Annotated in this window: 18 protein-coding genes; 6 read left to right on the top strand and 12 right to left on the bottom strand. The window is 67.6% G+C overall.

Annotated elements, in window-relative coordinates; all coding sequences use genetic code 11:
- Positions 1-171: 171 nt before the first annotated feature.
- The 3 genes from trpE to ACYVGE_RS00370 form a co-directional block, all read right to left on the bottom strand.
- The gene (gene trpE, locus ACYVGE_RS00380; protein ID WP_460726045.1) at positions 172-1,665 is read right to left on the bottom strand and encodes an anthranilate synthase component I; all 1,494 of its coding nucleotides are present in this window, start codon (positions 1,663-1,665) and stop codon (positions 172-174) included.
- Between the two features lie 231 nt (positions 1,666-1,896).
- Entirely contained in the window at positions 1,897-2,568 is a 672-nt protein-coding gene (rpe, locus tag ACYVGE_RS00375) for a ribulose-phosphate 3-epimerase (RefSeq protein WP_460726043.1), read from the bottom strand.
- Positions 2,569-2,575: 7 nt separating this feature from the next.
- Positions 2,576-2,908, bottom strand: coding sequence for a J domain-containing protein (locus ACYVGE_RS00370; RefSeq protein WP_310055990.1), 333 nt, complete (start codon positions 2,906-2,908; stop codon positions 2,576-2,578).
- A gap of 250 nt (positions 2,909-3,158) precedes the next feature.
- On the opposite strand from ACYVGE_RS00370, the gene ACYVGE_RS00365 reads away from it, so the two are divergent.
- The 3 genes from ACYVGE_RS00365 (at position 3,159) to ACYVGE_RS00355 (ending at position 5,637) form a co-directional block, all read left to right on the top strand.
- Positions 3,159-4,106, top strand: a complete 948-nt coding sequence (locus ACYVGE_RS00365) for a phosphoribosylaminoimidazolesuccinocarboxamide synthase (RefSeq protein WP_457095329.1) — start codon at positions 3,159-3,161, stop codon at positions 4,104-4,106.
- Between the two features lie 131 nt (positions 4,107-4,237).
- Positions 4,238-4,717, top strand: a complete 480-nt coding sequence (locus ACYVGE_RS00360) for an Mpo1 family 2-hydroxy fatty acid dioxygenase (RefSeq protein ID WP_460726040.1) — start codon at positions 4,238-4,240, stop codon at positions 4,715-4,717.
- Between the two features lie 32 nt (positions 4,718-4,749).
- Positions 4,750-5,637 (top strand): DMT family transporter, encoded by an 888-nt coding sequence (locus ACYVGE_RS00355; protein ID WP_460726038.1) that lies wholly within the window; start codon positions 4,750-4,752, stop codon positions 5,635-5,637.
- 6 nt (positions 5,638-5,643) lie between these two features.
- Here ACYVGE_RS00355 and ACYVGE_RS00350 read toward each other — a convergent pair whose 3' ends face one another.
- The 6 genes from ACYVGE_RS00350 to hppD all read right to left on the bottom strand — a co-directional run bounded on the left by ACYVGE_RS00350 (position 5,644) and on the right by hppD (position 12,022).
- Positions 5,644-6,522 (bottom strand): NAD-dependent epimerase/dehydratase family protein, encoded by an 879-nt coding sequence (locus ACYVGE_RS00350; protein ID WP_460726036.1) that lies wholly within the window; start codon positions 6,520-6,522, stop codon positions 5,644-5,646.
- Positions 6,519-7,751 (bottom strand): Na+/H+ antiporter NhaA, encoded by a 1,233-nt coding sequence (gene nhaA, locus ACYVGE_RS00345; RefSeq protein ID WP_460726034.1) that lies wholly within the window; start codon positions 7,749-7,751, stop codon positions 6,519-6,521. Before nhaA ends, ACYVGE_RS00350 begins: the two co-directional genes overlap by 4 nt.
- 3 nt (positions 7,752-7,754) lie before the next feature.
- Complete coding sequence (locus tag ACYVGE_RS00340; protein WP_460726032.1) at positions 7,755-8,783, bottom strand: sodium:calcium antiporter; 1,029 nt, start codon at positions 8,781-8,783, stop codon at positions 7,755-7,757.
- A gap of 72 nt (positions 8,784-8,855) precedes the next feature.
- The gene (locus tag ACYVGE_RS00335) at positions 8,856-9,497 is read right to left on the bottom strand and encodes a hypothetical protein (protein ID WP_460726030.1); all 642 of its coding nucleotides are present in this window, start codon (positions 9,495-9,497) and stop codon (positions 8,856-8,858) included.
- 88 nt (positions 9,498-9,585) lie between these two features.
- Positions 9,586-10,884: a homogentisate 1,2-dioxygenase gene (gene hmgA / locus ACYVGE_RS00330; RefSeq protein WP_460726028.1), complete on the bottom strand. Its 1,299-nt coding sequence runs from the start codon at positions 10,882-10,884 to the stop codon at positions 9,586-9,588.
- Between the two features lie 31 nt (positions 10,885-10,915).
- Complete coding sequence (gene hppD, locus ACYVGE_RS00325) at positions 10,916-12,022, bottom strand: 4-hydroxyphenylpyruvate dioxygenase (RefSeq protein ID WP_460726026.1); 1,107 nt, start codon at positions 12,020-12,022, stop codon at positions 10,916-10,918.
- Positions 12,023-12,093: 71 nt separating this feature from the next.
- Between hppD and ACYVGE_RS00320 the strand changes: the two genes are divergently transcribed.
- On the top strand, positions 12,094-12,624 hold the full coding sequence (locus tag ACYVGE_RS00320) for a MarR family winged helix-turn-helix transcriptional regulator (RefSeq protein WP_460726024.1): 531 nt from the start codon (positions 12,094-12,096) through the stop codon (positions 12,622-12,624).
- Between the two features lie 12 nt (positions 12,625-12,636).
- Positions 12,637-13,929, top strand: a complete 1,293-nt coding sequence (locus tag ACYVGE_RS00315) for an aspartyl/asparaginyl beta-hydroxylase domain-containing protein (protein WP_460726022.1) — start codon at positions 12,637-12,639, stop codon at positions 13,927-13,929.
- Between the two features lie 74 nt (positions 13,930-14,003).
- Here the strand turns inward: ACYVGE_RS00315 and ACYVGE_RS00310 are convergent, their stop codons facing one another.
- The 3 genes from ACYVGE_RS00310 to ACYVGE_RS00300 all read right to left on the bottom strand — a co-directional run bounded on the left by ACYVGE_RS00310 (position 14,004) and on the right by ACYVGE_RS00300 (position 17,027).
- Positions 14,004-15,548 (bottom strand): peptide MFS transporter, encoded by a 1,545-nt coding sequence (locus ACYVGE_RS00310; protein ID WP_460726020.1) that lies wholly within the window; start codon positions 15,546-15,548, stop codon positions 14,004-14,006.
- A 128-nt stretch (positions 15,549-15,676) separates the two neighbouring features.
- Entirely contained in the window at positions 15,677-16,111 is a 435-nt protein-coding gene (locus ACYVGE_RS00305; RefSeq protein WP_460726018.1) for an NUDIX domain-containing protein, read from the bottom strand.
- A gap of 22 nt (positions 16,112-16,133) precedes the next feature.
- On the bottom strand, positions 16,134-17,027 hold the full coding sequence (locus ACYVGE_RS00300; RefSeq protein ID WP_460726016.1) for a tryptophan 2,3-dioxygenase: 894 nt from the start codon (positions 17,025-17,027) through the stop codon (positions 16,134-16,136).
- Between the two features lie 181 nt (positions 17,028-17,208).
- Here ACYVGE_RS00300 and ACYVGE_RS00295 point away from each other — a divergent pair, with 181 nt between their 5' ends.
- Entirely contained in the window at positions 17,209-20,871 is a 3,663-nt protein-coding gene (locus ACYVGE_RS00295) for a Calx-beta domain-containing protein (protein WP_460726015.1), read from the top strand.
- Positions 20,872-20,922 lie beyond the last annotated feature (51 nt).

Below are 20,922 nucleotides of genomic sequence, written 5' to 3'. Positions count from 1 at the left end.
AGTCACGCAATTTGGCATGGGCGTTATTTCGACCGGATGTTCCCCTGCTCGCGCAGTGAATCGTTCCTCTTGTGAACAAAACGTTGAGGCATGCGCGGACCGGCCGGACAGGACGACAAACGGACGAACGGCAGGGGGCGACATGACAGGCGCGCGGCCTGTCGGGGGCCGTCAGAGCCCGCGCGCGGCCTCGGCGACGGCGCGGAACAGGGCGCGGCCCTTGCTCATGGTCTCCTCCCACTCCTTCGCCGGGTCGGAGTCGTAGACGATCCCGGCGCCGGCCTGCACGTGCAGGCGGCCGTCCTGGATGACGGCCGTGCGGATCGCGATCGCGGTGTCGGCATCGCCGTGCCAGCCGATGTAGCCGACCGCTCCGGAATAGACGTTGCGGCGGATCGGTTCAAGCTCGCGGATCACTTCCAGCGCGCGGATCTTGGGTGCGCCACTGACGGTGCCGGCGGGGAATGTCGCGCGCAGCACGTCGGCGTAGCTCAGGCCCGCCTTCAGCGTGCCGGTGACTTCGCTGACGATATGCATGACGTGGCTGTAGCGCTCGATCACGAACTGCTCGCCCACTTCCACCGTGCCCGGCTCGCTGACGCGGCCGACATCGTTGCGGCCCAGGTCGATCAGCATCAGGTGCTCGGCGCGTTCCTTCGGATCGGCCAGCAGTTCGGCTTCCAGCGCCTGGTCCTGTTCGACCGTGGTGCCACGCGGGCGCGTGCCGGCGATCGGACGCACGGTGATCTCGTCGCCCACCAGGCGCACGAGGATTTCCGGCGAAGAACCGACGACCTGGGTGCCGCCCACATCGAGGAAGTACATGTACGGCGAAGGATTCAACGCCCGCAGCGCGCGATAGACATCGACCGGACGCGCCTTGAACGGCACGCTCAGGCGCTGGCTCAGCACGACCTGGAAGATGTCGCCGGCGCGGATCAGCTCCTTCGATTTCTCCACCGCATCGATGAAGCCTTCGCGGGTGAAGCCGGAGACGAAATCCTCTTCCTCCAGGCCGTTGGGATCGCGTGTTTCCGGATAACCCTGGCCGCCCTGGCGCAGGCGGTGGGTCAATTCATCGAGCCGGCGCTGCGCACGCGCGAAGGCACGTTCCTCGCGCGGGTCGGCGTGGACGATCAGGTAGAGACGGCCCTTGAGATTGTCGAATACCGCCAGTTCCTCGCTGAGCATCAGCAGGATGTCGGGCGTACCCAGTTCGTCGAGCTTGTGCGATCCGTCCCGCTGCGGCGCGGCCAGGCGCGGCTCGATGTACTGCACGCACTCGAAACCGAACCAGCCGACCAGGCCGCCGGTGAAGCCCGGCAGGCCTTCGATCTTCGGCACCGAATGCGCGGTGCGCAGGCGCTCGACTTCGGTGAACGGATCCTCGACGACACGGCTTTCGACCAGCTCACCGTCTTCGGTCACGAACAGAGTGTGGCCGGCGAAGGCATATACGCGGCGCGCCGGCAGGCCGATTATCGAGTAGCGGCCGAAGCGCTCGCCGCCTTCGACGGATTCGAACAGATAGGTATGCGGACCGTCGGCGAGCTTCAGGTACACCGACAGCGGTGTGTCGAGATCGGAGAAGACCTCGCGCACGACGGGAATGCGGGTATGGCCGGCATCGGCGAGCTGGCGGAACTGGTCGGCGTCAAGCTGCATGCGGGGCAAACGCGGATCGCGCGGAAGGCGGCGGGGCAGTATGCCACCTGCGGTGCAGGCCCCCGACCGGCGCGAGTGCCCCAGGCATAGAAGAATTCATCACATGGATGTCATCTTCCGCCGGGAAAATAGGAGGCCATTCCCAGGGACGACGGGCGGAGGCGGGATTGCCTCCAATCTTCAACGGCAGGCCGGCAACGGCCTGCCGTTTTCATTCACGGAGTTGCGCGCTCAGCGCACGCCGGCGACCGCTGCCTTCATCCGGCCGATCACGTCGGCGTAGTCGGGTGCGTTGAAGATCGCCGATCCGGCGACGAAGGTGTCCGCGCCTGCGGCCGCGATCTCGGCGATGTTGTCCGCCTTCACGCCGCCATCGATCTCGAGCCGGATTGGCTTGCCGCTGCGGTCGATCATCGCGCGCACGCGGCGCAGCTTGTCCAACGCCGAGGGAATGAAGGACTGGCCGCCGAAACCCGGGTTCACCGACATCAGCAGGACCAGGTCGAGCTCCTCGAGCACGTAATCGAGCACTTCCACCGGCGTTGCCGGGTTCAGCACCAGGCCCGCCTGGCAACCCGACGCCTTGATCAGCTGCACCGTGCGATGCACGTGCGCGCTGGCTTCGGGATGGAAGCTGATCAGCGAGGCGCCGGCCTTGGCGAAGTCGGGAACGATGCGGTCGACCGGCTGCACCATCAGGTGCACGTCGATCGGCGCGGTCACGCCGTGTTTGCGCAGCGCCTCGCACACCATCGGGCCGATGGTGAGGTTGGGCACGTAGTGGTTGTCCATCACGTCGAAGTGCACCCAGTCGGCGCCGGCCTTGAGCACGTGGTCGACCTCTTCGCCGAGTCTGGCGAAGTTGGCGGAGAGGATGGACGGGGCGATCACGGTCGATTGCATGGCGTGCTTACTTCCTGCGCAGGGTCTGGATGCGGTCGTAGGCGGCGTTGATCTCGCGGGCCTTGGCCTCGGCCTGGCGGCGCAGCTCTTCCGCGGCGCCGGCCATGCGGTCGGGGTGGTACTGCGAGATCAGGCGGCGGTAGGCCAGGTCGATTTCGGCATCGCTGGCCTCGTCGGTCAGGCCGAGCACGGCGTAGGGGTTGTCGCGGCGCAGCCTGAACCAGTCGGTGTCGAAGGCATGCCCGATCAACAGGCCGATCAGGGCCCCCAGCAGCGGGTTGAACCGCAGCAGCTCGGCACCGGCGATGAAACCCAGCAATTTGCCGTACCAGCGTTTCATCGGGGCGCGTGCGGCGACGGGAGCGCCGTTTGAAAGGGGCTGGCAGTTTACGGCACACCCAACTTGTCCGGCGGTCGCAGCCCGGCCCGGCGCAGCGCGCCGGGCGTTCGTCAGGCCGCGCGGCATGCCGTGCAAGCGGCCTGGGCTCACCCTGCAAGCCCCGCCCGACCGGCGTACACTTCCCGGCCCTGTCGCGCCCGCCCGCGCGATGCGCAGGCAGGCATGAGCCATTGCGGCTGCTTTGCTGAGGATGTCTGCCTTGCCCACGACTGTGTCCCGTCCCTTCCTGCTGGAATCGGATCTGCCCGGCCTGACGCTGCGCCACCGCGGCAAGGTCCGCGACGTGTTCGACCTGCCCGGTGACCGCCTGCCGGCCGGCCACCCCGGCGATCACCTGCTGATGGTCGCGACCGACCGCCTCAGTGCGTTCGACGTGGTGCTGCCCGACCCGATTCCGGGCAAGGGCGAGATGCTCTGCCAGATCAGCAATTTCTGGTTCGGCCAGACCGAACACATCCTGCCCAACCATCTCACCGGCATCGCGGTGGAATCCGTGTTGCCGCCAGGCGTGGACGCTTCGCTGTACGCGAAGCGCTCGGTGGTGACCAAGCGACTGAAGCCGGTGCCGGTGGAATGCATCGCGCGCGGCTTCGTGATCGGCAGCGGCTGGAAGGACTACCAGCGCACCGGCCGCATCAGCGGCATCGCCCTGCCCGACGGCCTGCGCCAGGCCGAGCAATTGGCCGAACCGATCTTCACCCCGTCGACCAAGGCTGCGGTCGGCGACCACGACGAGAACATCGATTTCGACACGGTCGTGCACACGATCGGCGCCGCGCTCGCCGAACAGGTGCGCGACGCGACGCTGCGCCTGTACACCTTCGCGCGCAACTACGCCGCGCAGCGCGGCATCCTGCTGGCCGATACCAAGTTCGAGTTCGGCACCGATGCCGACGGCCGCCTGTACGTGATGGACGAGATGCTGACGCCGGATTCCTCGCGCTACTGGCCGGCCGACGAATACCAGGTCGGCACCAGCCCGCCGAGCTACGACAAGCAGATCGTGCGCGACTACCTGGAGACACTGGACTGGGACAAGCGCCCGCCAGGTCCGAAGCTGCCGCAGGAAGTGATCGACCGCACGCGCGCGCGCTATGCCGAGGCGCTGCAGAAGCTGGCGGGAATTTCGGTCGATTGAAGCCGCCGTCGACTGATCGATGCGAGCCGGACCAAACGGTCCGGCCTCGCCGCGCGCGGCCGCGTGATGCGGCCGGCTGACAGCGCACATCCCCCGGCGTACAGTCGTTCGCATCCACAGGGGACTTTTCAATGAACGCGACCACCGACCGCCCGATCGACCGCTGGTTCGCCAGCTACTCCGGCGACCACCGCAACGAAACCAACCAGCTCATCCACGTGGTGTGCGTCCCCGCGATCCTGTGGAGCGTGGTCGCGCTGCTGTGGTGCCTGCCCGTGCCGACCGGTCTGTTCGTGCCGGGCGCGTGGGCAGTACTCGCGATGTTCGCGGCCTGGATGTTCTATTACCGCGCATCGCGCCCGCTGGGCTTCGGCATGCTGGCCACGTTCGTGCTGATGGGTTTTTTCACCCGCTGGCTGTACGACAACCTCGGCCAGATCGGTCTGCTGCGCGTGGCGATTGTGGTCTTCATCGTCGCCTGGATCGGCCAGTTCATCGGACACAAGATCGAGGGCAAGAAGCCCAGCTTCCTCACCGACCTCACCTACCTGCTGATCGGGCCCGCGTGGGTGCTGGCGAAGCTGTACCGCAAGCTCGGCTGGCGTTATTGAGGTTGTCGTACGCGCCTTCGCCCTCGCCGGCCATGCCCGCCCGCGACATCGCCCTCATCCTGCTGGTCTGCGTCGCCTGGGCCCTCAATTTCCTGATCTCCGCGCTGGCGCTGCGCGAGATCCCGCCGTTCCTGTTCACCGCGGTGCGCTTCGCCCTGCTGGCATTGCCGCTGGCGTTTTTCCTCAAGCGCCCGGCACCAGGTCAATGGCCGCGGCTGGTCGCGGTCGCGCTGTGCGTGGGCGTTGTGCATTTCGGCCTGAGCTTCAGCGCGCTCAAGCTCGCCGGTGACCTGTCGTCGCCGGCGATCGTGATGCAGAGCTACGTGCCGATGACCGCGCTGCTGGCGTGGTGGGTGCTCGGCGAGCGCTTCGCCTGGCGCACCGGCGTGGCGATCGCGGTGAGCTTCGCCGGCGTGCTGGTGCTCGGCTTCGACCCGCTGGTGCTGGACCAGCCGATGTCCCTGCTGTTGATGCTGGTCTCGGCCGCGTTCCTCGCCATCGGCACGGTGCTGATGAAGGGCCTGCGCGGACTGGATGTCTTCAGCCAGCAAGGCTGGATGGCCCTTTTCAGCGTGCTGCCCCTGCTGGCGATCAGCGTGGCGGTCGAACCCGGCGCGCTGGCGCAATTGCCGCAAGTGAGTTGGGTCGCGTGGACAGGTGCGCTCTACGCCGCGTTTGTTTCCTCACTGCTCGGCCACGGCCTCTATTACGTGCTGGTGCAGCGGCATCCGGTGGCGCAGGTGACGCCGTGGCTGTTGCTGGTACCGGTGCTCGCGGTGGCGCTGGGCATCGCGTTCTGGGGCGACCGCCCGGGACCGCGGCTGTGGCTGGGCGGCGCGATGGTGCTGGGCGGCGTGCTGATCATCGCGCTGCGGGCGATCGCGAAATCACGCGTGATTCCGGCCAGCGAGACCCCGTAACCGCGCTCAGACGATTTCCTCGATCTCCTCGCGCGCCTCGAACATCCGCGCCGTAGGCCGGAACGCGCGCGGTGCGTAGCCGAAGTCGCGACGTGCCGGCGTGTCGTCGAATACCAGGTCCGTGCGCATGCGCCGCACCGCGGCTTCGCCCAATCCGGTGCCGCCGGCGAGTTTCGCGGCCGCCAGGGCGAGATTGAACAGCGGCGACGGCAGTTCCACCAGCGACGGCGGCGGTTCGAGCACGGCGAGCACGCGTTGCACCATCTCGCGATACGGCAAGGTCTCGCCCCCGGGCAACGCATAGGTCTGCCCGTGCGCCGCGGCGGTGCCGAGCACCGCGAATGCCGCGGCGGCCAGGTCATCGACGTGCACCGGCTGGCGGCGTCCGGTGGCATTGCGGGGCAACGGAAAGCGTCCCCAGCGCTGCGCCAGGCGCGCGATGCGCGACAGCGTGGCATCGCGCCCGGCGCCGTAGATCAGGGTCGGCCGCAACAGCGTCGCCTGCGCCGAACGCAATGCGGCCGCGGCCAGCACGCCTTCTTCGCCCGCGCGCAGGCGCTGGGCGACATCGCGCTCGCGCGGATCGGCCGAGCCGCGCTTCACGTCCACGCTGGTGGAGCCGAAGGCGACGATGCGATCGCATTCGATGCTGGCGGCGCCATACCACTGGGCAAAGGCATCAAGCGGTCCGCAGCTGACGATCGCGTCCACCCGCGCCGGCAATGCCGGCAGCGCGCTGAGATCCCCGCGCAACCACGCCAGCCCCGCGCGCTCGTGCTGCGGCTGCCGCGACAGCGCGGTGATGCGCCAACCCTCGCGCAGCAACCTGCGCAACAACGGCCGCCCGATCTGGCCGCTGCCTCCGAACACCAGCGCGTGCTTCATTGATCTCCCACTCGTTCTGGCAGCACCGCGCGCAACCACGCGAACCCCAGCACCGCCGCCAATACCGACGCCCCCAGGATGCCCAGCACCGACTCGTCGTAACGCAGGCGGTCGTTGTAGGCCAGCGAGGCGATGAACAGGCTCATGGTGAAACCGATGCCGCACAGCGCACCCAGGCCGAGCATCGCGCGCAGGTCCATGCCCTTGGGAAACCGTGCCCAACCCATCGTGCGCATCAACAGCGCGGCGCCGACGATGCCGATCGGCTTGCCCAGCACCAGGCCCAGTGCGATGCCCAGCGGCAACGCCGCCAGCGCGTCCTTCACCTGCAATCCGCCCAGCACGAGGCCGGCGTTGGCAAAGGCGAAGACCGGCAGGATCGCGTAGGCCACCCACGGATGCAGCGCGTATTCCAGCGTCTCCAGCGGCGAATGCTCGACCTCATCCGGAATCGCGTTGCGCTTGTCGACATGCGGAATCATCAACCCGGTCGCCACGCCCGCGAGCGTCGCGTGCACGCCCGACTTCAGCACGCACACCCACAGCACCGCGCCCAGCAGCAGGTAAGGCCACAGCGCGGTGACCTTGAAGCGGTTGAGCAGCGTCATCGCCACCAGCACCAGGGCCGCGAGCCCGAGGGCGGCAAACGACATTCCGTGCGAATAGAACACGGCGATGATCAGGATCGCGATCAGGTCGTCGACGACTGCAATCGTCGAAAGCAGCAGCTTCATGCCGACCGGCACGCGCGAACCCAGCAGCGCCAGCACGCCCAATGCGAAGGCGATGTCCGTCGCCGCCGGCACCGCCCAACCGCGCATGGCCGGCGCGTCGCCGTGGTTGAGCGCGGTGAACAACAGCGAGGGCACGAGCACGCCGGCAGTGGCGCAGACCAGCGGCAGGATCAGCTGCTCCCGCCCCGCCAGCTGGCCAGTGAGACTTTCGCGTTTGATTTCCAGCGCCACCAGCAGGAAGAACACGGCCATCAGGCCATCGTTGATCCACAGCAGTAACGGCTTGGCGATGGCCGCATCGCCGAAACCCACCTTGAGATTGAAGCTGCGGAACGCTTCATAGCTGTCTTGCAGCGGCGAATTCGCCGCGACCAGCGCGAGCGCCGCCGCGGCGATCAGGGTGATGCCGCCCGCCGCTTCCAGGCGGAAGAATTCGACCAGCGCAAGCAGGGCGCGCGGCAGACGACGCGCGGTGGCGGAATCCGGGCGACTCATTGCCTAGCCCGACTTGCCTGCCAGCAACAACTCGAACGCGATCCATACCCCATACGCGACCAGCAGCATCGCGCCCTCGCCCCTGGATACGCGCATTTCGCCGCTGAGCACCGGGTACAGCATCAGTGCGAACGCCAGCGCGGCCAGCAGCTCGTAGCCCAGCGGCAGGGCGAAATGGCCCGGCGCCATTACCGTCATCGGCAACGCCAGCGCCCCGAAGGCGGCCATGCCGCCGACCACCACGAGGATGTTGAAGACACTGGCGCCGATCACATGGCCCATGACCATGTTGCCGTGGCCGCGCCGTGCCGCGGCGATCGCCGCCGCCACTTCCGGCAGTGCGGTACCGATCGCCACCGGCAGCAGGCCGGTCAACACCGGCGACAGGCCAAGGCCCTGGCCGATCACGGCGGCGCCGGAGTCGGACAGGTCCAAACCGAACAGCTTCATGCCGGCGCCGCCGACGATCAGTTTCGACCCGATCCACACCAGGGCGGTGCCCAGGACGAAGCGCACCAGGTTCTGGCCGAGCATGGTGCTGGTCTGCCCGAACTCGCTGATCTCTTCGCGCACGTTCGCCGCTTCCTGGCGGGTGCGCGCCAGGGCGAAGAAAAACACCGCGACGAAGGCCAACAGCAGCAGGCAGCCTTCGACCCGCGACAAGGTGCCATCCGCGCCCAGTGCGAGTACCGCGATCGTGCCCAGCACCAGCACCAGCTGCAGCGGGCGCAGCGCGCGCCAGCGCACCAGCAGCGGGGCCGCGAGCGCGGCGGCACCGAGGGTGAGACCGATGTTGGCGACATTGCTGCCGACGGCATTGCCCAGCGCGAGTTCGCCCTGGCCGTGGTGGATCGCCACGAGGTTCACCGCCAGCTCCGGCAGCGAGGTGGCGAAGGCAACCAGCACCAGGCCGGTGGTGAACGGCGTGAGTCCCAACCGCTGCGCCAGTCCCGCGGCGCCCTTGACGATCGAATCGCCGCCCAGCGCCAACAGCACCAGACCTAATAAGAACAAGCCGATGGCTGTCAGCATTGCCTTGCCTCCCGAAAGGTTGCGGCGATCTTACGGGCTTTGGCGTGAGCAGGTCATCGCGCCGGTGCGCGCTCAGCCACAGCCTTCCACGTAGTCGACCTGCGGTGGCGTGCCCAGCCTCCACGCGATGACCTTGCCCGACGCGTCGGTTTCGAACACCAGCACCGCGCCGCTCGCGGCGTCGGTGTGGCGCAGGTACTTCGCGCCTTCGACGTACTTGTGCGGTTGCTCGACCAGGTCGGTGTAGTGCTGGCCGATCTCGGCGGCGCTCATGCCCACCCGTCCGCCGCCCGGCGCGACGATGTCGGCGACAGCCACGTCTAGGCGCGAGAAGCGCTGGTTCTCGATCATGAAGCCGATGCGGTGGCTGCCCTTCTGCTGCGGCTCGGGATACAGGTAGTAGCAACCCTGGGGATCACCGGGGCCTCCGGCCATGTCCTTGCCCCAGGCCATGCGCACTTCCTCGGCCGTCGCACCGAACTTGGCCGGACCGAATCCGCTGTAGCCGATCGCGCCACTGGCGGGCATCGGCCCCGATGTCGCGGCGGGTGCTGGCATTGGTTGCGGTTGCGGCGGCGGAGCGGAGTCCGTGGCCGGCGGCACCGCCGGTTTCGCGGCGGCGGCGTCATGCGGGCGCTCCGTCCTATCGGAGGAGCAGGCGGCAAGCGCCAGCGCGATCACCAGCAACATGGGCCACATGGGGGTTTGCGTCATCGTCGTCCTCGTTCGCACAGCGCAGATGCGCGGCAGTGTCGCCAGCGTCCGTTAACCGGATGCGAAGCCCGCCCCGCGGGCGTGACGGTTACGTGGATGCGAAGTGCTTCTGCAACCCTGCCCAGCAGGCCTGGTAGTCGCGCTGCCGATGCGCTGCTTCGATGGCCTGCTGCGTCGGACGGATCACCGCGCGCGTCTCGAACATGAAGGCCATCGTGTCGCGGATGACGTCGGGCCCGGACAGGTCGGCCGCACTCGCCTTCTCGAACGTCGCCGCGTCGGGTCCGTGGCCGGTCATCGAGTTGTGCAGCGAACAGCCGCCGGGAGCGAAGCCCTCGGCCTTGGCGTCGTACACGCCGTGGATGAGGCCCATGAACTCGCTGGCGATGTTGCGGTGGAACCACGGCGGCCGGAACGTGTCCTGCGCCACCAGCCAGCGCGGCGGGAAGATCACGAAGTCCATGTTGCTGGTGCCCGGCGTGTCGCTGGGCGAATGCAGCACCAGGAAGATCGACGGATCGGGATGGTCGAAGCTGATCGAGCCGATCGTGTTGAAGTGGCGCAGGTCGTACTTGTACGGCGCGTAGTTGCCGTGCCACCCGACCACGTCGAGCGGCGAATGGTTGATCGGCGCACGCCACAGGTGGCCCTGGAACTTGGCGATCAGTTCGAACTCGCCTTCCGCTTCCTCGTACGCCGCGTTCGGCGTGAGGAAGTCGCGCGGGTTGGCCAGGCCATTGGAGCCGATCGGGCCCAGGTCGGGCAGGCGCAGGATCGCGCCGAAGTTCTCGCACACGTAGCCGCGTGCCTCTCCATCGGGCAGTTCGACGCGGAAGCGGATGCCGCGCGGGATCACCGCGATTTCGTTCGGCTCGACATCGAGCACGCCGAGTTCGGTGGCGATATGCAGGCGGCCCTGCTGCGGCACGATCAGCAGTTCGCCGTCGGCGTCGTAGAAGAAGCGGTCCTGCATCGACTTGTTCGCCGCGTACAGGTGGATGCCGACGCCGCTCTGCGCACCGGGCGAGCCGTTGCCGGCCATGGTGAACAGCCCATCGACGAAATCGACCGGCGCCCGCGGCAGCGGCAACGGGCTCCAGCGCAGCTGGTCGGGCGTGACCGGACCGTGGCCGAAGTCGTTGTGGAAGTGCGAATGCAGGTACGGCGCGAACGCGCCATGCATCGCCGCCGGGCGGATGCGGTACAGCCAGCTGCGATGGTTGGCATGGCGCGGCGCGGTGAACGCGGTGCCGCTCACCTGCTCCGCGTACAGCCCATGCGCGACGCGCTGCGGCGAATTGCGTCCGACCGGCAGCGTGCCGGCGACCGCCTCGGTCGCGAATTCGTTGCCAAAACCGGATTGGTAGCCGTTGCCTGCGATCGTCATCGCCGCTGGTCCTTGTCGCCGAGGATTGGGGTTACAGCACGCCGCGCTTCATCTGGTCGCGTTCGATGCTCTCGAACAGCGCCTGGAAGTTGCCTTCGCCGAAGCCTTCATTGCCCTTGCGCTGGATGATCTCGAAGAAGATCGGCCCGATCGCGTTCTGGGTGAAGATCTGCAGCAGCTTGCGCTGCTTGGTCTCGGCGTCCGCGTCGATCAGGATCTTGTTCTTCGCCAGGCGCGCGACGTCCTCGCCATGGTTGGGCACGCGCTGGTCGATCACCTCGAAGTAGGTATCCGGCGTATCGAGGAACTCGACGCCCTGCGCGCGCATCGCTTCCACCGTCGCGTAGATGTCGTCGGTGAAGCAGGCGATGTGCTGGATGCCCTCGCCCTTGTAGGCATCGAGATATTCGTTGATCTGCGACTTCGGATCGCTGGATTCGTTGAGCGGGATGCGCACGACGCCGTCCGGTGCGGTCATCGCCTTCGATACCAGGCCGGTCTTGGCACCCTTGATGTCGAAGTAGCGGATCTCGCGGAAGTTGAAGAGACGCTCGTAGTAATCCGACCACTTCTGCATGTTGCCGAAGTAGAGGTTGTGGGTCAGGTGGTCGATGAAGGTCAGGCCGAAGCCCTTCGGATCCTGCTCGGCGCCCTGCACCGGCAGGTAGTCCTCTTCATACATATTGCCCTTGTCGCCGTAGCGATCGATCAGGTACAGCATGCAGTCGCCAATGCCCTTCACCACCGGGGCGTCGACGGCCTTGCTGGCGGCCTTGTCGGTGATGGCTTCGCCACCGTTGTTGACGACGGTGTCGAACACGACGCCGGCCGGCTTCTGGAAACGGATCGCGAAGCCGCAGGCGCTGGGCCCGTGCTTGGCGGCGAAGTCGGCAGCGAAGCTGTCGGGATCCTCGTTGACGAGGAAGTTGACGCCGCCCTGGCGGTACACCGTGATCGGCCGCGACTTGTGGTGCATCACCGCGGTGAAGCCCATCTTGCGCAGGTAGTCGTGCAGCAGTTCGCCCTGGCCGGCGGGCGCGGCGAATTCGACGAATTCGAAGCCGTTGATGCCGAGCGGATTCTCGAAAGTGGTGACCTGCATGCCCAGGTTCGGGCCGGACGTGGTCTGGGCGTTCATGCGGAGACTCCTGTTAACGTGGGGCGCACCATTGCCCGCAACCGCGGGCAGGGGTAAAACTATAGTTTCATATGAAACCAACAACAAGCCACGATAGCACCGCTGCGCCGGGGCCGGGCGACCCTTCGTCTGCCCAGACCAGTGCGGAACACGCCCAATGGGAACTCGACCGGTTCCTGCCCTACCGCCTCAGCGTCCTGTCCAATCGTGTCAGCCAGACCATTGCCAGCGCGTATGCGCGGCGTTTCGGCCTGGGCGTGACCGAATGGCGGGTGATCGCGGTACTCGGTCGTTACCCCGGGCTGTCGGCGAACGGCGTCGCGGCGCGCACGGCGATGGACAAGGTGGCGGTGAGCCGCACCGTCGCACGGCTGCTCGAACGCGGCCTGCTCCAGCGCGACACCCACGACGACGATCGTCGCCGTTCGGTGCTGGAATTGAGCCCGGACGGTTACGGGATCTACGACGAAGTCGTGCCGGTGGCGCTGGATTACGAGCGGCGCCTGCTGGAGCCACTGGATGCGGATGAGCGCGCGCAACTGGACCGGCTACTGGTGAAGCTTTCCACCGGACTGGCTGGCCTGGCGGAATCCAAGGACTGACCGGTGCACCCGATGTCCACTCCCAATACGCTGCGCGATCCGCTGCCCGATCTGTTGCGTGCACGCCGTTTCGATGAAGCCGAAGCCTTGTGCCGCGCGCGCCTGGAGGCAGATCCGGCCGACCTTGCCGCGGCCCATTTCCTGCTCCCGCACCTGGCCCGGAAGGGAGATGCGGAACAGGCCCGCGCCCTCGCTCTGCGCGGGGTGCAGGCCAGCGGTGGCAACCGCGATCTGCAGTTGATGCTGGGGCAGGCCTGCGAACAACTCGGCGACCTCGAGGCCGCCCGCACCGCCTACACCGCGGCCGCAGCCGCGGACGCGGACGACTGGGTGGCGCCGCTGCTGCTGGCCGACAACCTCGAGCGCCTGGGCGAAGCGACCCCGGCGCTCACGGCACGCGTGCAGGCCCTGTCCCGCGCAGAGCGCGATGGCGCCCTGCTGCCACAGACGCCGATGCCACAGGTGATGCAGGCCCGCCTGCAACGGGCCTTCGTCGCCGTGCAGCGCGCGCGTGGCGCGGAACTGGATGCGGCGTTGGCCCCGTTCTCTGCGGCAGCGCGCGTGCGCGCCGCCACGGACGCGCTCCTGGGCCGTCGCGCGCGCGCGACCTCGCATCCGCTGCAGCAACCGACCTTGCTGTGCCTGCCCGATCTGCCGCCACAACCCTGGTTCGAGCGCGCGCAGTTTCCCTTCCTTGCCGCGATTGAACGCGAAACGGAAGCGATCCGCGCGGAACTGCTGGCCCTGCTTGACGATGAGACCGGCATGGAGCCATACGTCGACATGCCGCAACGTGCACCCGCCGCGCGGCTGTGGCAGGAACTCAATCATTCGCCGCGCTGGCGCGCCTTCCACTTCCACCGGCACGGCATGCCCGTCGCGGCACACCTGGCGCGTTGCCCGCGCACTGCGGCAGCGCTGGCGGCGCTGCCGCTGATGCGCATCCCCGGGCACGCGCCCGAAGCGATGTTCTCCCTGCTCGCGCCGCGGACACGGATTCCGCCCCACACCGGCGTGATCAACGGACGCCTGACCGTGCACCTGCCGCTGGTGGTGCCTCCACGGTGCGGCGCGCTGCGCGCGGGAGAAGAAGCGCGTCCCTGGGAAGAAGGCCAGTGCCTGGTCTTCGACGACAGCTTCATCCACGAAGCCTGGAACGACAGCCCCCACCTGCGCGCGGTGCTGATCTTCGACATCTGGCATCCGGCACTCAGTGCGACCGAGCGCGAGGCGTTGTCGGGGGTGATTACCGCGCTGAGCGAATTCAACCAGCGCCATGGCGCGGACGACCCATTGCAGGAATAACGCACACAAAAAAACGGCGGCCAATGGCCGCCGTTTTTGTCTTGCCAGTTGCCTCGCAGCAACCGCGGATGCGCTTACTTCACGCCGTGCATCAGGCGCTGGATCAGCGGCGCGATCAGGAACAGCAATACGCCGCCACCGACCAGGATCCAGAAGCCCATGGTGTAGCCCGACAACGCCGACGCGGTGTTCATGCCGCCTTCGCCGCTGACGCTGCCGGCGAAGATGCCCGACAGGTTGTTGCCGATGCCGGTGGACAGGAACCAGCCACCCATGCCGAAGCCGACCAGGCGCAGCGGCGCCAGCTTGGTCACCATCGACAGGCCGATCGGCGACAGGCACAGCTCGCCGATGGACTGGATCCAGTACACCGCGAACAGCGTCCAGAACGGGATCAGGCCAGCAGCCGAGACCAGCTTGGACAGCGCGAACATCAACAACAGGAAGGCCAGGCCGTTGAAGATCAGGCCGAGGCCGAACTTGCGCGGGATGGACGGGTTGAACTTGCCCAGCTTCACCCAGATCCAGGCGATGAGGGGTGCCAGCACGATGATCGCGACCGAGTTGACCGACTGGAACCAGGCGTTCGGGAACACGGTCTCGCCGCTCAGGGCCAGGATCGTGCCCTTCAGGCCTTCGCTGAAGATGTCGCGGTCGACGATCTTGTCGGCGAGGAAGGTGAAGGAGCTGCCCGCCTGTTCGAAGAACATCCAGAACAGGATGTTGAAGGTGAAGATGATCAGCATGGCGATGCAGCGGTCGCGCTGCACGGCGCCCTCGCGGAAGGCCTCGACCATCAGGAACGCGCACAGCACCAGGAACATCGGCGTCAGCACGAACCACTGCAGAGCATTGGCGCCCATCTCGAGCAGGAAGTAAGCCACCGGGATCGAGGCCAGTGCGCCCGCGAACACGTACAGCACCTTGCGCTTGCCGCCATCGCCTTCCGGCGGACGACCGATACCCCCGAGCTGGCGGCGACCAAACCAGAACCACACCAGGCTCAGGATCATGCCCACGCCGGCAGCCATGAAGACCACCTTGTAGGCCGGCATGGACTCGATGCCGAACACCTTCTTGGCCAGGTACTGGGTCACGAACGGCGCAATCATCGCGCCGAGGTTGATGCCCATGTAGAAGATGGTGAAGCCCGAGTCACGGCGCTGGTCCGTCACCGAGTACAGCTTGCCGACCATGGTCGAGATGTTGGGCTTGAACAGGCCGTTGCCGCAGATCACCGTGGCCAGGCCGAGCTTGAAAATCTGTTCGTTCGGGACTGCGATCATGAACAAGCCCGCGCCCATGATCACCGCGCCGAGCAGGATCGAGCGCTGGTACCCCAGCACGCGGTCGGCCACGTAGCCACCGAAGATGGCCGCTGCATACACCAGCGCCAGGTAGGCGCCGTAGATCTTGCTTGCCGGCTCCTCGCCCGACGGGTCGCCGCCATGGAACTGCGCCACGATGTAGAGCACCAGCGCCCAGCGAATGCCGTAGAAGGCGAACCGTTCCCAGAATTCGGTCATGAACAGCATCCACAACGGACGCGGATGGCCCATCACCTGCTTGAATTCCGGGATCGGTGCACCCGGTGTTGTCGTGCTTGCGGCACCGCTCATGCGGTTTTTCCCCTGTCAATTGATTCAATACAAAAAAGCCCGGCGCGGCGCGCGGGACGGGCGAGGATTACCGACGGTAGCGGGGGGCGTCAAACCGTCGTTGCTGCTGCAATGCAGCAACCGCCTGTTCAGCCAAAGCCCGTGCTGGGGCGTGTGGTGGCCAGGGCCCGCTCGATCAGGGATGGCAGGTCCGCGTGCGCGGGTCCAAGCCGCTGCTTTGCCTCATCTGGCGAACACCAGTGGATTTCCGCGTGCTCGTGCAGCTGCAGATTCTGCGGATCGCCCCGCCACGATGTCACTACATGCACATGCAGCCGCCATGGCTCGGGGTGATCGCCGCCAATGGTTCCCAGGCGCCGCAGCTCGAGCGGGTCGATGCCCAGCTCTTCGCCGAGTTCGCGCCGCAGCGCGGCTTCCTCGCTTTCGCCGGCCTCGATATGGCCGCCGAACATGTCCCACGCTCCGGCCAGCCACGCACAATCGGCGGCGCGCCGCCCGAGCAGGACTTCACCGTCCCGCACCAGGAGCGCCCCGACGCAATCATGGAAGGCCGCGACGGACATACGCCCTCGCCCACCCGGAAACTCAGACCGCCGGCACGTCCGGCGGCGGTCCGTAGCTCGCGCCGGGACCGATCGACGTACGCACTTCGAACAGTTCGGGGAAGAAGGTCAGCTCGAGCGCCTGCTTGAGGAAGCCCACGCCCGACGATCCACCGGTGCCGCGCTTGAAGCCGATGATGCGCAGCACCGTGCGCATGTGGCGGAAGCGCCACAACTGGAACTGCGTCTCCACATCGACCAGGTCCTCGCACAGCGCGTATTCGCGCCAATGCGTGGCGGTGTCCTCGTAGATGCGTTCGAACACCGGTACCAGCGCGCTGTCGGACACATGCGGCTTCGACCAGTCGCGCTCGCGCTGCGAGGCGGGAACGGCGTGGCCCCAGCGCGCGAGATAGATGAGGAACTCGTCGTACAGGCTCGGCGACTCCAGCACGTCCTTCAGCGCGGCGTGGCCGGCTTCGTCGTGGGCGAACACCTTGAGCATCTGCTCGTTCTTGTTGCCGAGCAGGAATTCGATCGTGCGGTACTGCAGCGACTGGAAACCGGAGGACGGGCCGAGCACGTCGCGGAACTCCATGTATTCCGACGGCGTCAGCGTCTCCAGCACCGACCACATCTCGGTCAGCTGGCGCATCACCTGCTTGCAGCGCGCCAGCACCTTGCGGCATTGCCAGACGTGGTCGCCGCGCAGGTAGACCGTGGCGGCGCGCAGCTCGTGGATCATCAGCTTCATCCACAGCTCGGACACCTGGTGCTGGACGATGAAGAGCAGCTCGTCGTGGTGCGCCGGGCTCGACAGTGGATGCTGCGCCGACAGCAGGCGGTCCAGCTGCAGGTAGCCGCCGTAGGTCATCCGGCCGGACAGGTCGGTGAGGATGCCGGTTTCCAGGTCGCGTTGGTTCTTGTCGACGGTCATGAGCGGGGCCTGCGTGGGGCGCAAAGAGTACCGCATCGCCCCGCCCACTCCTGTACATGCGGCGGTGCGTCACGCCAGTGAAACGCGGGCATGGATAATGGCGGCACATTGCGCCTCCAGCGGGCAATCAACGCGCCAGTCCTGGGCCGACCGGGCGCTTCATCTGGTTAGGGGAAACGAAATGAAACGACCTGCTCGCGGCATTGCCGCGTTGCTGGCGCTGGCCTTTGCGGGCATGGCGCACGCGGATTGCATCAGCATCACCAGTGCCGGCCCGGCCTCAGGAGAGGACTTCAATACGTTGGCGTCGACCGGCACCTCCACGGCGCTGCCCGCCGGCTGGGCGATCCGGGAAACCGGCACCAACGCCAATGGCATCTACGCCGCCGGCACCGGCAGTAGCACCGCTGGCGACACCTACAGCTTCGGCGCCGCCGCCAGCACCGACCGCGCACTGGGCGCGCTGCGCAGCGGCAGCCTGGTGCCGAGCTGGGGCGCCTGCTTCACCAACAACACCGGCGCGGCGATCGCGGCGTTGGACATCGCCTACACCGGCGAGCAGTGGCGCCTCGGCGCGACCGGCCGCACCGTGCCGGACCGCCTCGACTTCCAGTACAGCCTCAACGCCAGCAGCCTGGCCGACGGCACGTGGATCGACGTGGACGCGCTCGATTTCAGCGCGCTCTACCTGAGCGGGACTGTCGGCCTGCGCGACGGCAACGCTGCGGCCAACCGCACGGCGCTCAGCGCCACGCTGGAGTCGCTGTCGATTCCCGCCGGCGGCACGATCTGGATCCGCTGGACCGACTTCGACGTCGCCAGCTCCGATGACGGCCTCGCCATCGACGACTTCACCCTCACCCTCCCCGGCCCGAGCACCACCGCTCCGGTACTGGCGGTGAGCGACACGAGCGCGGATGAAGGCGACGCGGGCAACACGCCGCTGTTCTTCAGCTTCAGCCTCGACAAGCCTGCCGGCGCCGATGGCGTGGTCATCGAATACGCGACCCATGACGGCAGCGCCGCAGCGGGCAGCGACTACACCGCGTCGACCGCGACCGTCACCATCCCGGCCGGCGAGACCTCGGTCATCGTCTCGGTCGACGCGCTGGGCGACACGGCGCAGGAAGCCGACGAAACCTTCAGCCTCGACATCGTCGGCGCCACCGGCGCCGACATCGGCGACGGCCAGGGCATCGCCACCATCCGCAACGACGATTTCGTGGTCACCGCGATCCACGACATCCAGGGAGCCGGCGCGACCTCGCCGCTGGTGGGCCAGTTCGTCACGCTCACCGGCATCGTCACCGGCCGCAAGGGCAACGGCTTCTTCGTGCAGGCCAGCGATGCGGACGCCGACACGGACGCGCTGACCTCCGAGGGCGTCTACGTATTCACCGGCAGCGCACCGCCGGCCGCCGTCGCGATCGGCAACCGTGTGCGCGTGCGAGGCACCGTGTTCGAGTTCGTACCGCCGTCCGATCCGGGCCAGCGGCCGCTGACCGAAATCGGTGGCAGCCCGACGGTCGCGCTGCTCTCGACCGGCAATGCCCTGCCCGCACCAGTGGCGATCACCGCCGGGATGACCCGGCCGGATGGCGGCTTCGACCAGCTCGAAGGGCTGGAGGGCATGCGCGTTTCCGCCGCCAGCCTGACCACCATCGCCGCGACCGAGGGCAGCGCCACGCCCTACAACGCCACCGGCAGCGTCAACGGCATCCTCCAGGCGGTGCTGACCGGCGTGCCGCGTCCGTTCCGCGAAGCGGGCTTCGATGCGCGCGACCCGGTACCGGGCGGCGCCGGCGCGCAGCCGATCCCGCGCTGGGACGGCAATCCGGAAATCCTCACCATCGACAGCGACACGCTGGGCGGGCCGGCCTACCTGCTCAACCTGCCGGCGGGCAGCGTGATCGAGGGCCTCACCGGTCCGCTCGATTACGGCTTCCGCCGCTACACGCTGCACCGCGATCCGGCGGTGGCCATCAACGTCATCCCGGGCCCCGGCCCGCGCGCGGCGCGCGCCCCGGCTGCGAACGAGTTCACCGTCGCCGCAGCCAACCTCGAACGCTTCTTCGACAACGTCAACGATCCGGGCGTCGACGACAGCGTCGCCACCGCGGCGGCCTACCAGAAGCGCCTGCAGAAGGCGTCGCTGGCGATCCGCGATTACCTGCATGCGCCGGATGTGCTCGCCGCGGTCGAGATCGAGAACCTGGCGGTGCTACAGGCCCTCGCCGCGCGCATCAATGCCGATGCCGTGGCTGCCGACCAGCTGGATCCGCAGTACGTCGCCTACCTCGAGGAAGGCAACGACATCGGTGGCATCGACACCGGCTTCCTGGTGAAGAGCGCCACCGTCGGCAACGATGTGCCGCGCGTGGAAGTGGTTGCGGTGACGCAGGTCGGCAAGGACACGACGTGGATCCAGCCGGACGGCACGCCGGGCATCCTCAACGACCGTCCGCCGCTGGTGCTCGACGCCGTCGTGCATTACGCCGATGCCCGCAGCTTCCCGATCACCGTGATCGGCGTGCACCAGCGTTCGCTGATCAGCGCGGAAGAGGACACCGCCGGTGGCGATCGCGTGCGCAGGAAGCGCCAGGCGCAGGCCGAATTCCTCGCCGCCTACATCCAGCAGCGCCAGGCCGACGCACCCGCGACGCGCATCGTCACGTTGGGCGATTTCAACGCGTTCGCCTTCAACGATGGCCTCGGCGACACGATGAACGTCGTCGGCGGCACGCCGACGCCGGATGAGCAGACCGTGGTGCCGGGCGACGGTATCGACCTGGTCGATCCGGACCTGGTCAACCTCGGCGAACTCGCGCCGCCCTCCGAGCGCTATTCGTTCGTGTTCGACGGCAATGCGCAGACGCTGGACCACGTGCTGGTGAACGAGGAACTCGTCGTCACCACGCGCGCGGCCGCGATCGACCATGCGCGCATCAACGCCGACTTCAGCGAAACCAACCGCGCCGACGCCACCACGCCGACGCGCACGGCCGACCACGATCCGGTGATCGCGTACTTCGACCCGCGTCCGGTCGCCGACCTCGCCGTCACCGCATCCGCGGACACCGCCTCGGTGCCGGTGGACGGCACGATCGCCTTCACTGCCACGGTGCACAACAACGGCCCGGAAGCGGCCGAGTCGGTCGGTGTCGGTTTCGCCCTCGATGCGGTCCTCCCGACCATGGCCGTCACCGCACCGGCCGGCTGGAACTGCGATACCGCGCAGGTCGATGGCGGTCGCACCTCGGTGGCGTGCCATGCGGCAACGCTGGCCAGGGATGCCGACGCCCGCTTCGCCATCACCGCGGCCGCCACGCCGGAAACCGCGCATGCCACGGTGTCGCTGGCCGCGGCGGTCGATGCACTGTCGCTCGACCGGGAGCCCGGCAACGACCAGGCCACCGCTTCGCTTGACGTCGTCGCGCGCGTCGATCTGTCGGCACGCATCGCCGGCCCGGTGAAGAAGCTGCACTACGGCGACCTCGCGCCGTTCGCGATCGACCTGCGCAATGCCGGTCCGTACACCGCGAAGCAGGCGACGATGACGCTGCGCGGCGACGCCCCCGCGGCCAACGTGTCGATCGGTGCGCCGGCGGGCTGGGACTGCACCGTCTCGCCGGACGGCAGCGGCAGCTTCGTGGCCACGTGCAAGGCCGCGGCGCTGCTGGCGGTCAACGTGAACCAGCACTTCTCCGTGGTGGTGGACGTACCGGCGCGCCCGGATAGCACACAGTTCCTGACCCTGACCGCAACGGCGGGTTCGGCCTCGATCGAGACCGCGCCAGCCAACGACGCCGGCCGCTACAGCAACCGCATCGTCGGCGTGCCGTAACCCGCACGCCCGGCCAAGGCAAGTGCAGAAAGCGCGGCTCCGGCCGCGCTT

Source organism: Lysobacter rhizosphaerae, assembly GCF_054779795.1.
Note: the sequence above shows the minus strand (reverse complement) of the source record. Positions and strands in the feature narration are given on the sequence as shown.

Excerpts from the sequence above, each read along its gene's own strand:
- trpE (WP_460726045.1), bottom strand. The coding sequence starts at position 1,665 with ATGCAGCTTGACGCCGACCAGTTCCGCCAGCTCGCCGATGCCGGCCAT.
- rpe (WP_460726043.1), bottom strand. The coding sequence starts at position 2,568 with ATGCAATCGACCGTGATCGCCCCGTCCATCCTCTCCGCCAACTTCGCC.
- ACYVGE_RS00370 (WP_310055990.1), bottom strand. The coding sequence starts at position 2,908 with ATGAAACGCTGGTACGGCAAATTGCTGGGTTTCATCGCCGGTGCCGAG.
- ACYVGE_RS00365 (WP_457095329.1), top strand. The coding sequence starts at position 3,159 with ATGTCTGCCTTGCCCACGACTGTGTCCCGTCCCTTCCTGCTGGAATCG.
- ACYVGE_RS00360 (WP_460726040.1), top strand. The coding sequence starts at position 4,238 with ATGAACGCGACCACCGACCGCCCGATCGACCGCTGGTTCGCCAGCTAC.
- ACYVGE_RS00355 (WP_460726038.1), top strand. The coding sequence starts at position 4,750 with ATGCCCGCCCGCGACATCGCCCTCATCCTGCTGGTCTGCGTCGCCTGG.
- ACYVGE_RS00350 (WP_460726036.1), bottom strand. The coding sequence starts at position 6,522 with ATGAAGCACGCGCTGGTGTTCGGAGGCAGCGGCCAGATCGGGCGGCCG.
- nhaA (WP_460726034.1), bottom strand. The coding sequence starts at position 7,751 with ATGAGTCGCCCGGATTCCGCCACCGCGCGTCGTCTGCCGCGCGCCCTG.
- ACYVGE_RS00340 (WP_460726032.1), bottom strand. The coding sequence starts at position 8,783 with ATGCTGACAGCCATCGGCTTGTTCTTATTAGGTCTGGTGCTGTTGGCG.
- ACYVGE_RS00335 (WP_460726030.1), bottom strand. The coding sequence starts at position 9,497 with ATGACGCAAACCCCCATGTGGCCCATGTTGCTGGTGATCGCGCTGGCG.
- hmgA (WP_460726028.1), bottom strand. The coding sequence starts at position 10,884 with ATGACGATCGCAGGCAACGGCTACCAATCCGGTTTTGGCAACGAATTC.
- hppD (WP_460726026.1), bottom strand. The coding sequence starts at position 12,022 with ATGAACGCCCAGACCACGTCCGGCCCGAACCTGGGCATGCAGGTCACC.
- ACYVGE_RS00320 (WP_460726024.1), top strand. The coding sequence starts at position 12,094 with ATGAAACCAACAACAAGCCACGATAGCACCGCTGCGCCGGGGCCGGGC.
- ACYVGE_RS00315 (WP_460726022.1), top strand. The coding sequence starts at position 12,637 with ATGTCCACTCCCAATACGCTGCGCGATCCGCTGCCCGATCTGTTGCGT.
- ACYVGE_RS00310 (WP_460726020.1), bottom strand. The coding sequence starts at position 15,548 with ATGAGCGGTGCCGCAAGCACGACAACACCGGGTGCACCGATCCCGGAA.
- ACYVGE_RS00305 (WP_460726018.1), bottom strand. The coding sequence starts at position 16,111 with ATGTCCGTCGCGGCCTTCCATGATTGCGTCGGGGCGCTCCTGGTGCGG.
- ACYVGE_RS00300 (WP_460726016.1), bottom strand. The coding sequence starts at position 17,027 with ATGACCGTCGACAAGAACCAACGCGACCTGGAAACCGGCATCCTCACC.
- ACYVGE_RS00295 (WP_460726015.1), top strand. The coding sequence starts at position 17,209 with ATGAAACGACCTGCTCGCGGCATTGCCGCGTTGCTGGCGCTGGCCTTT.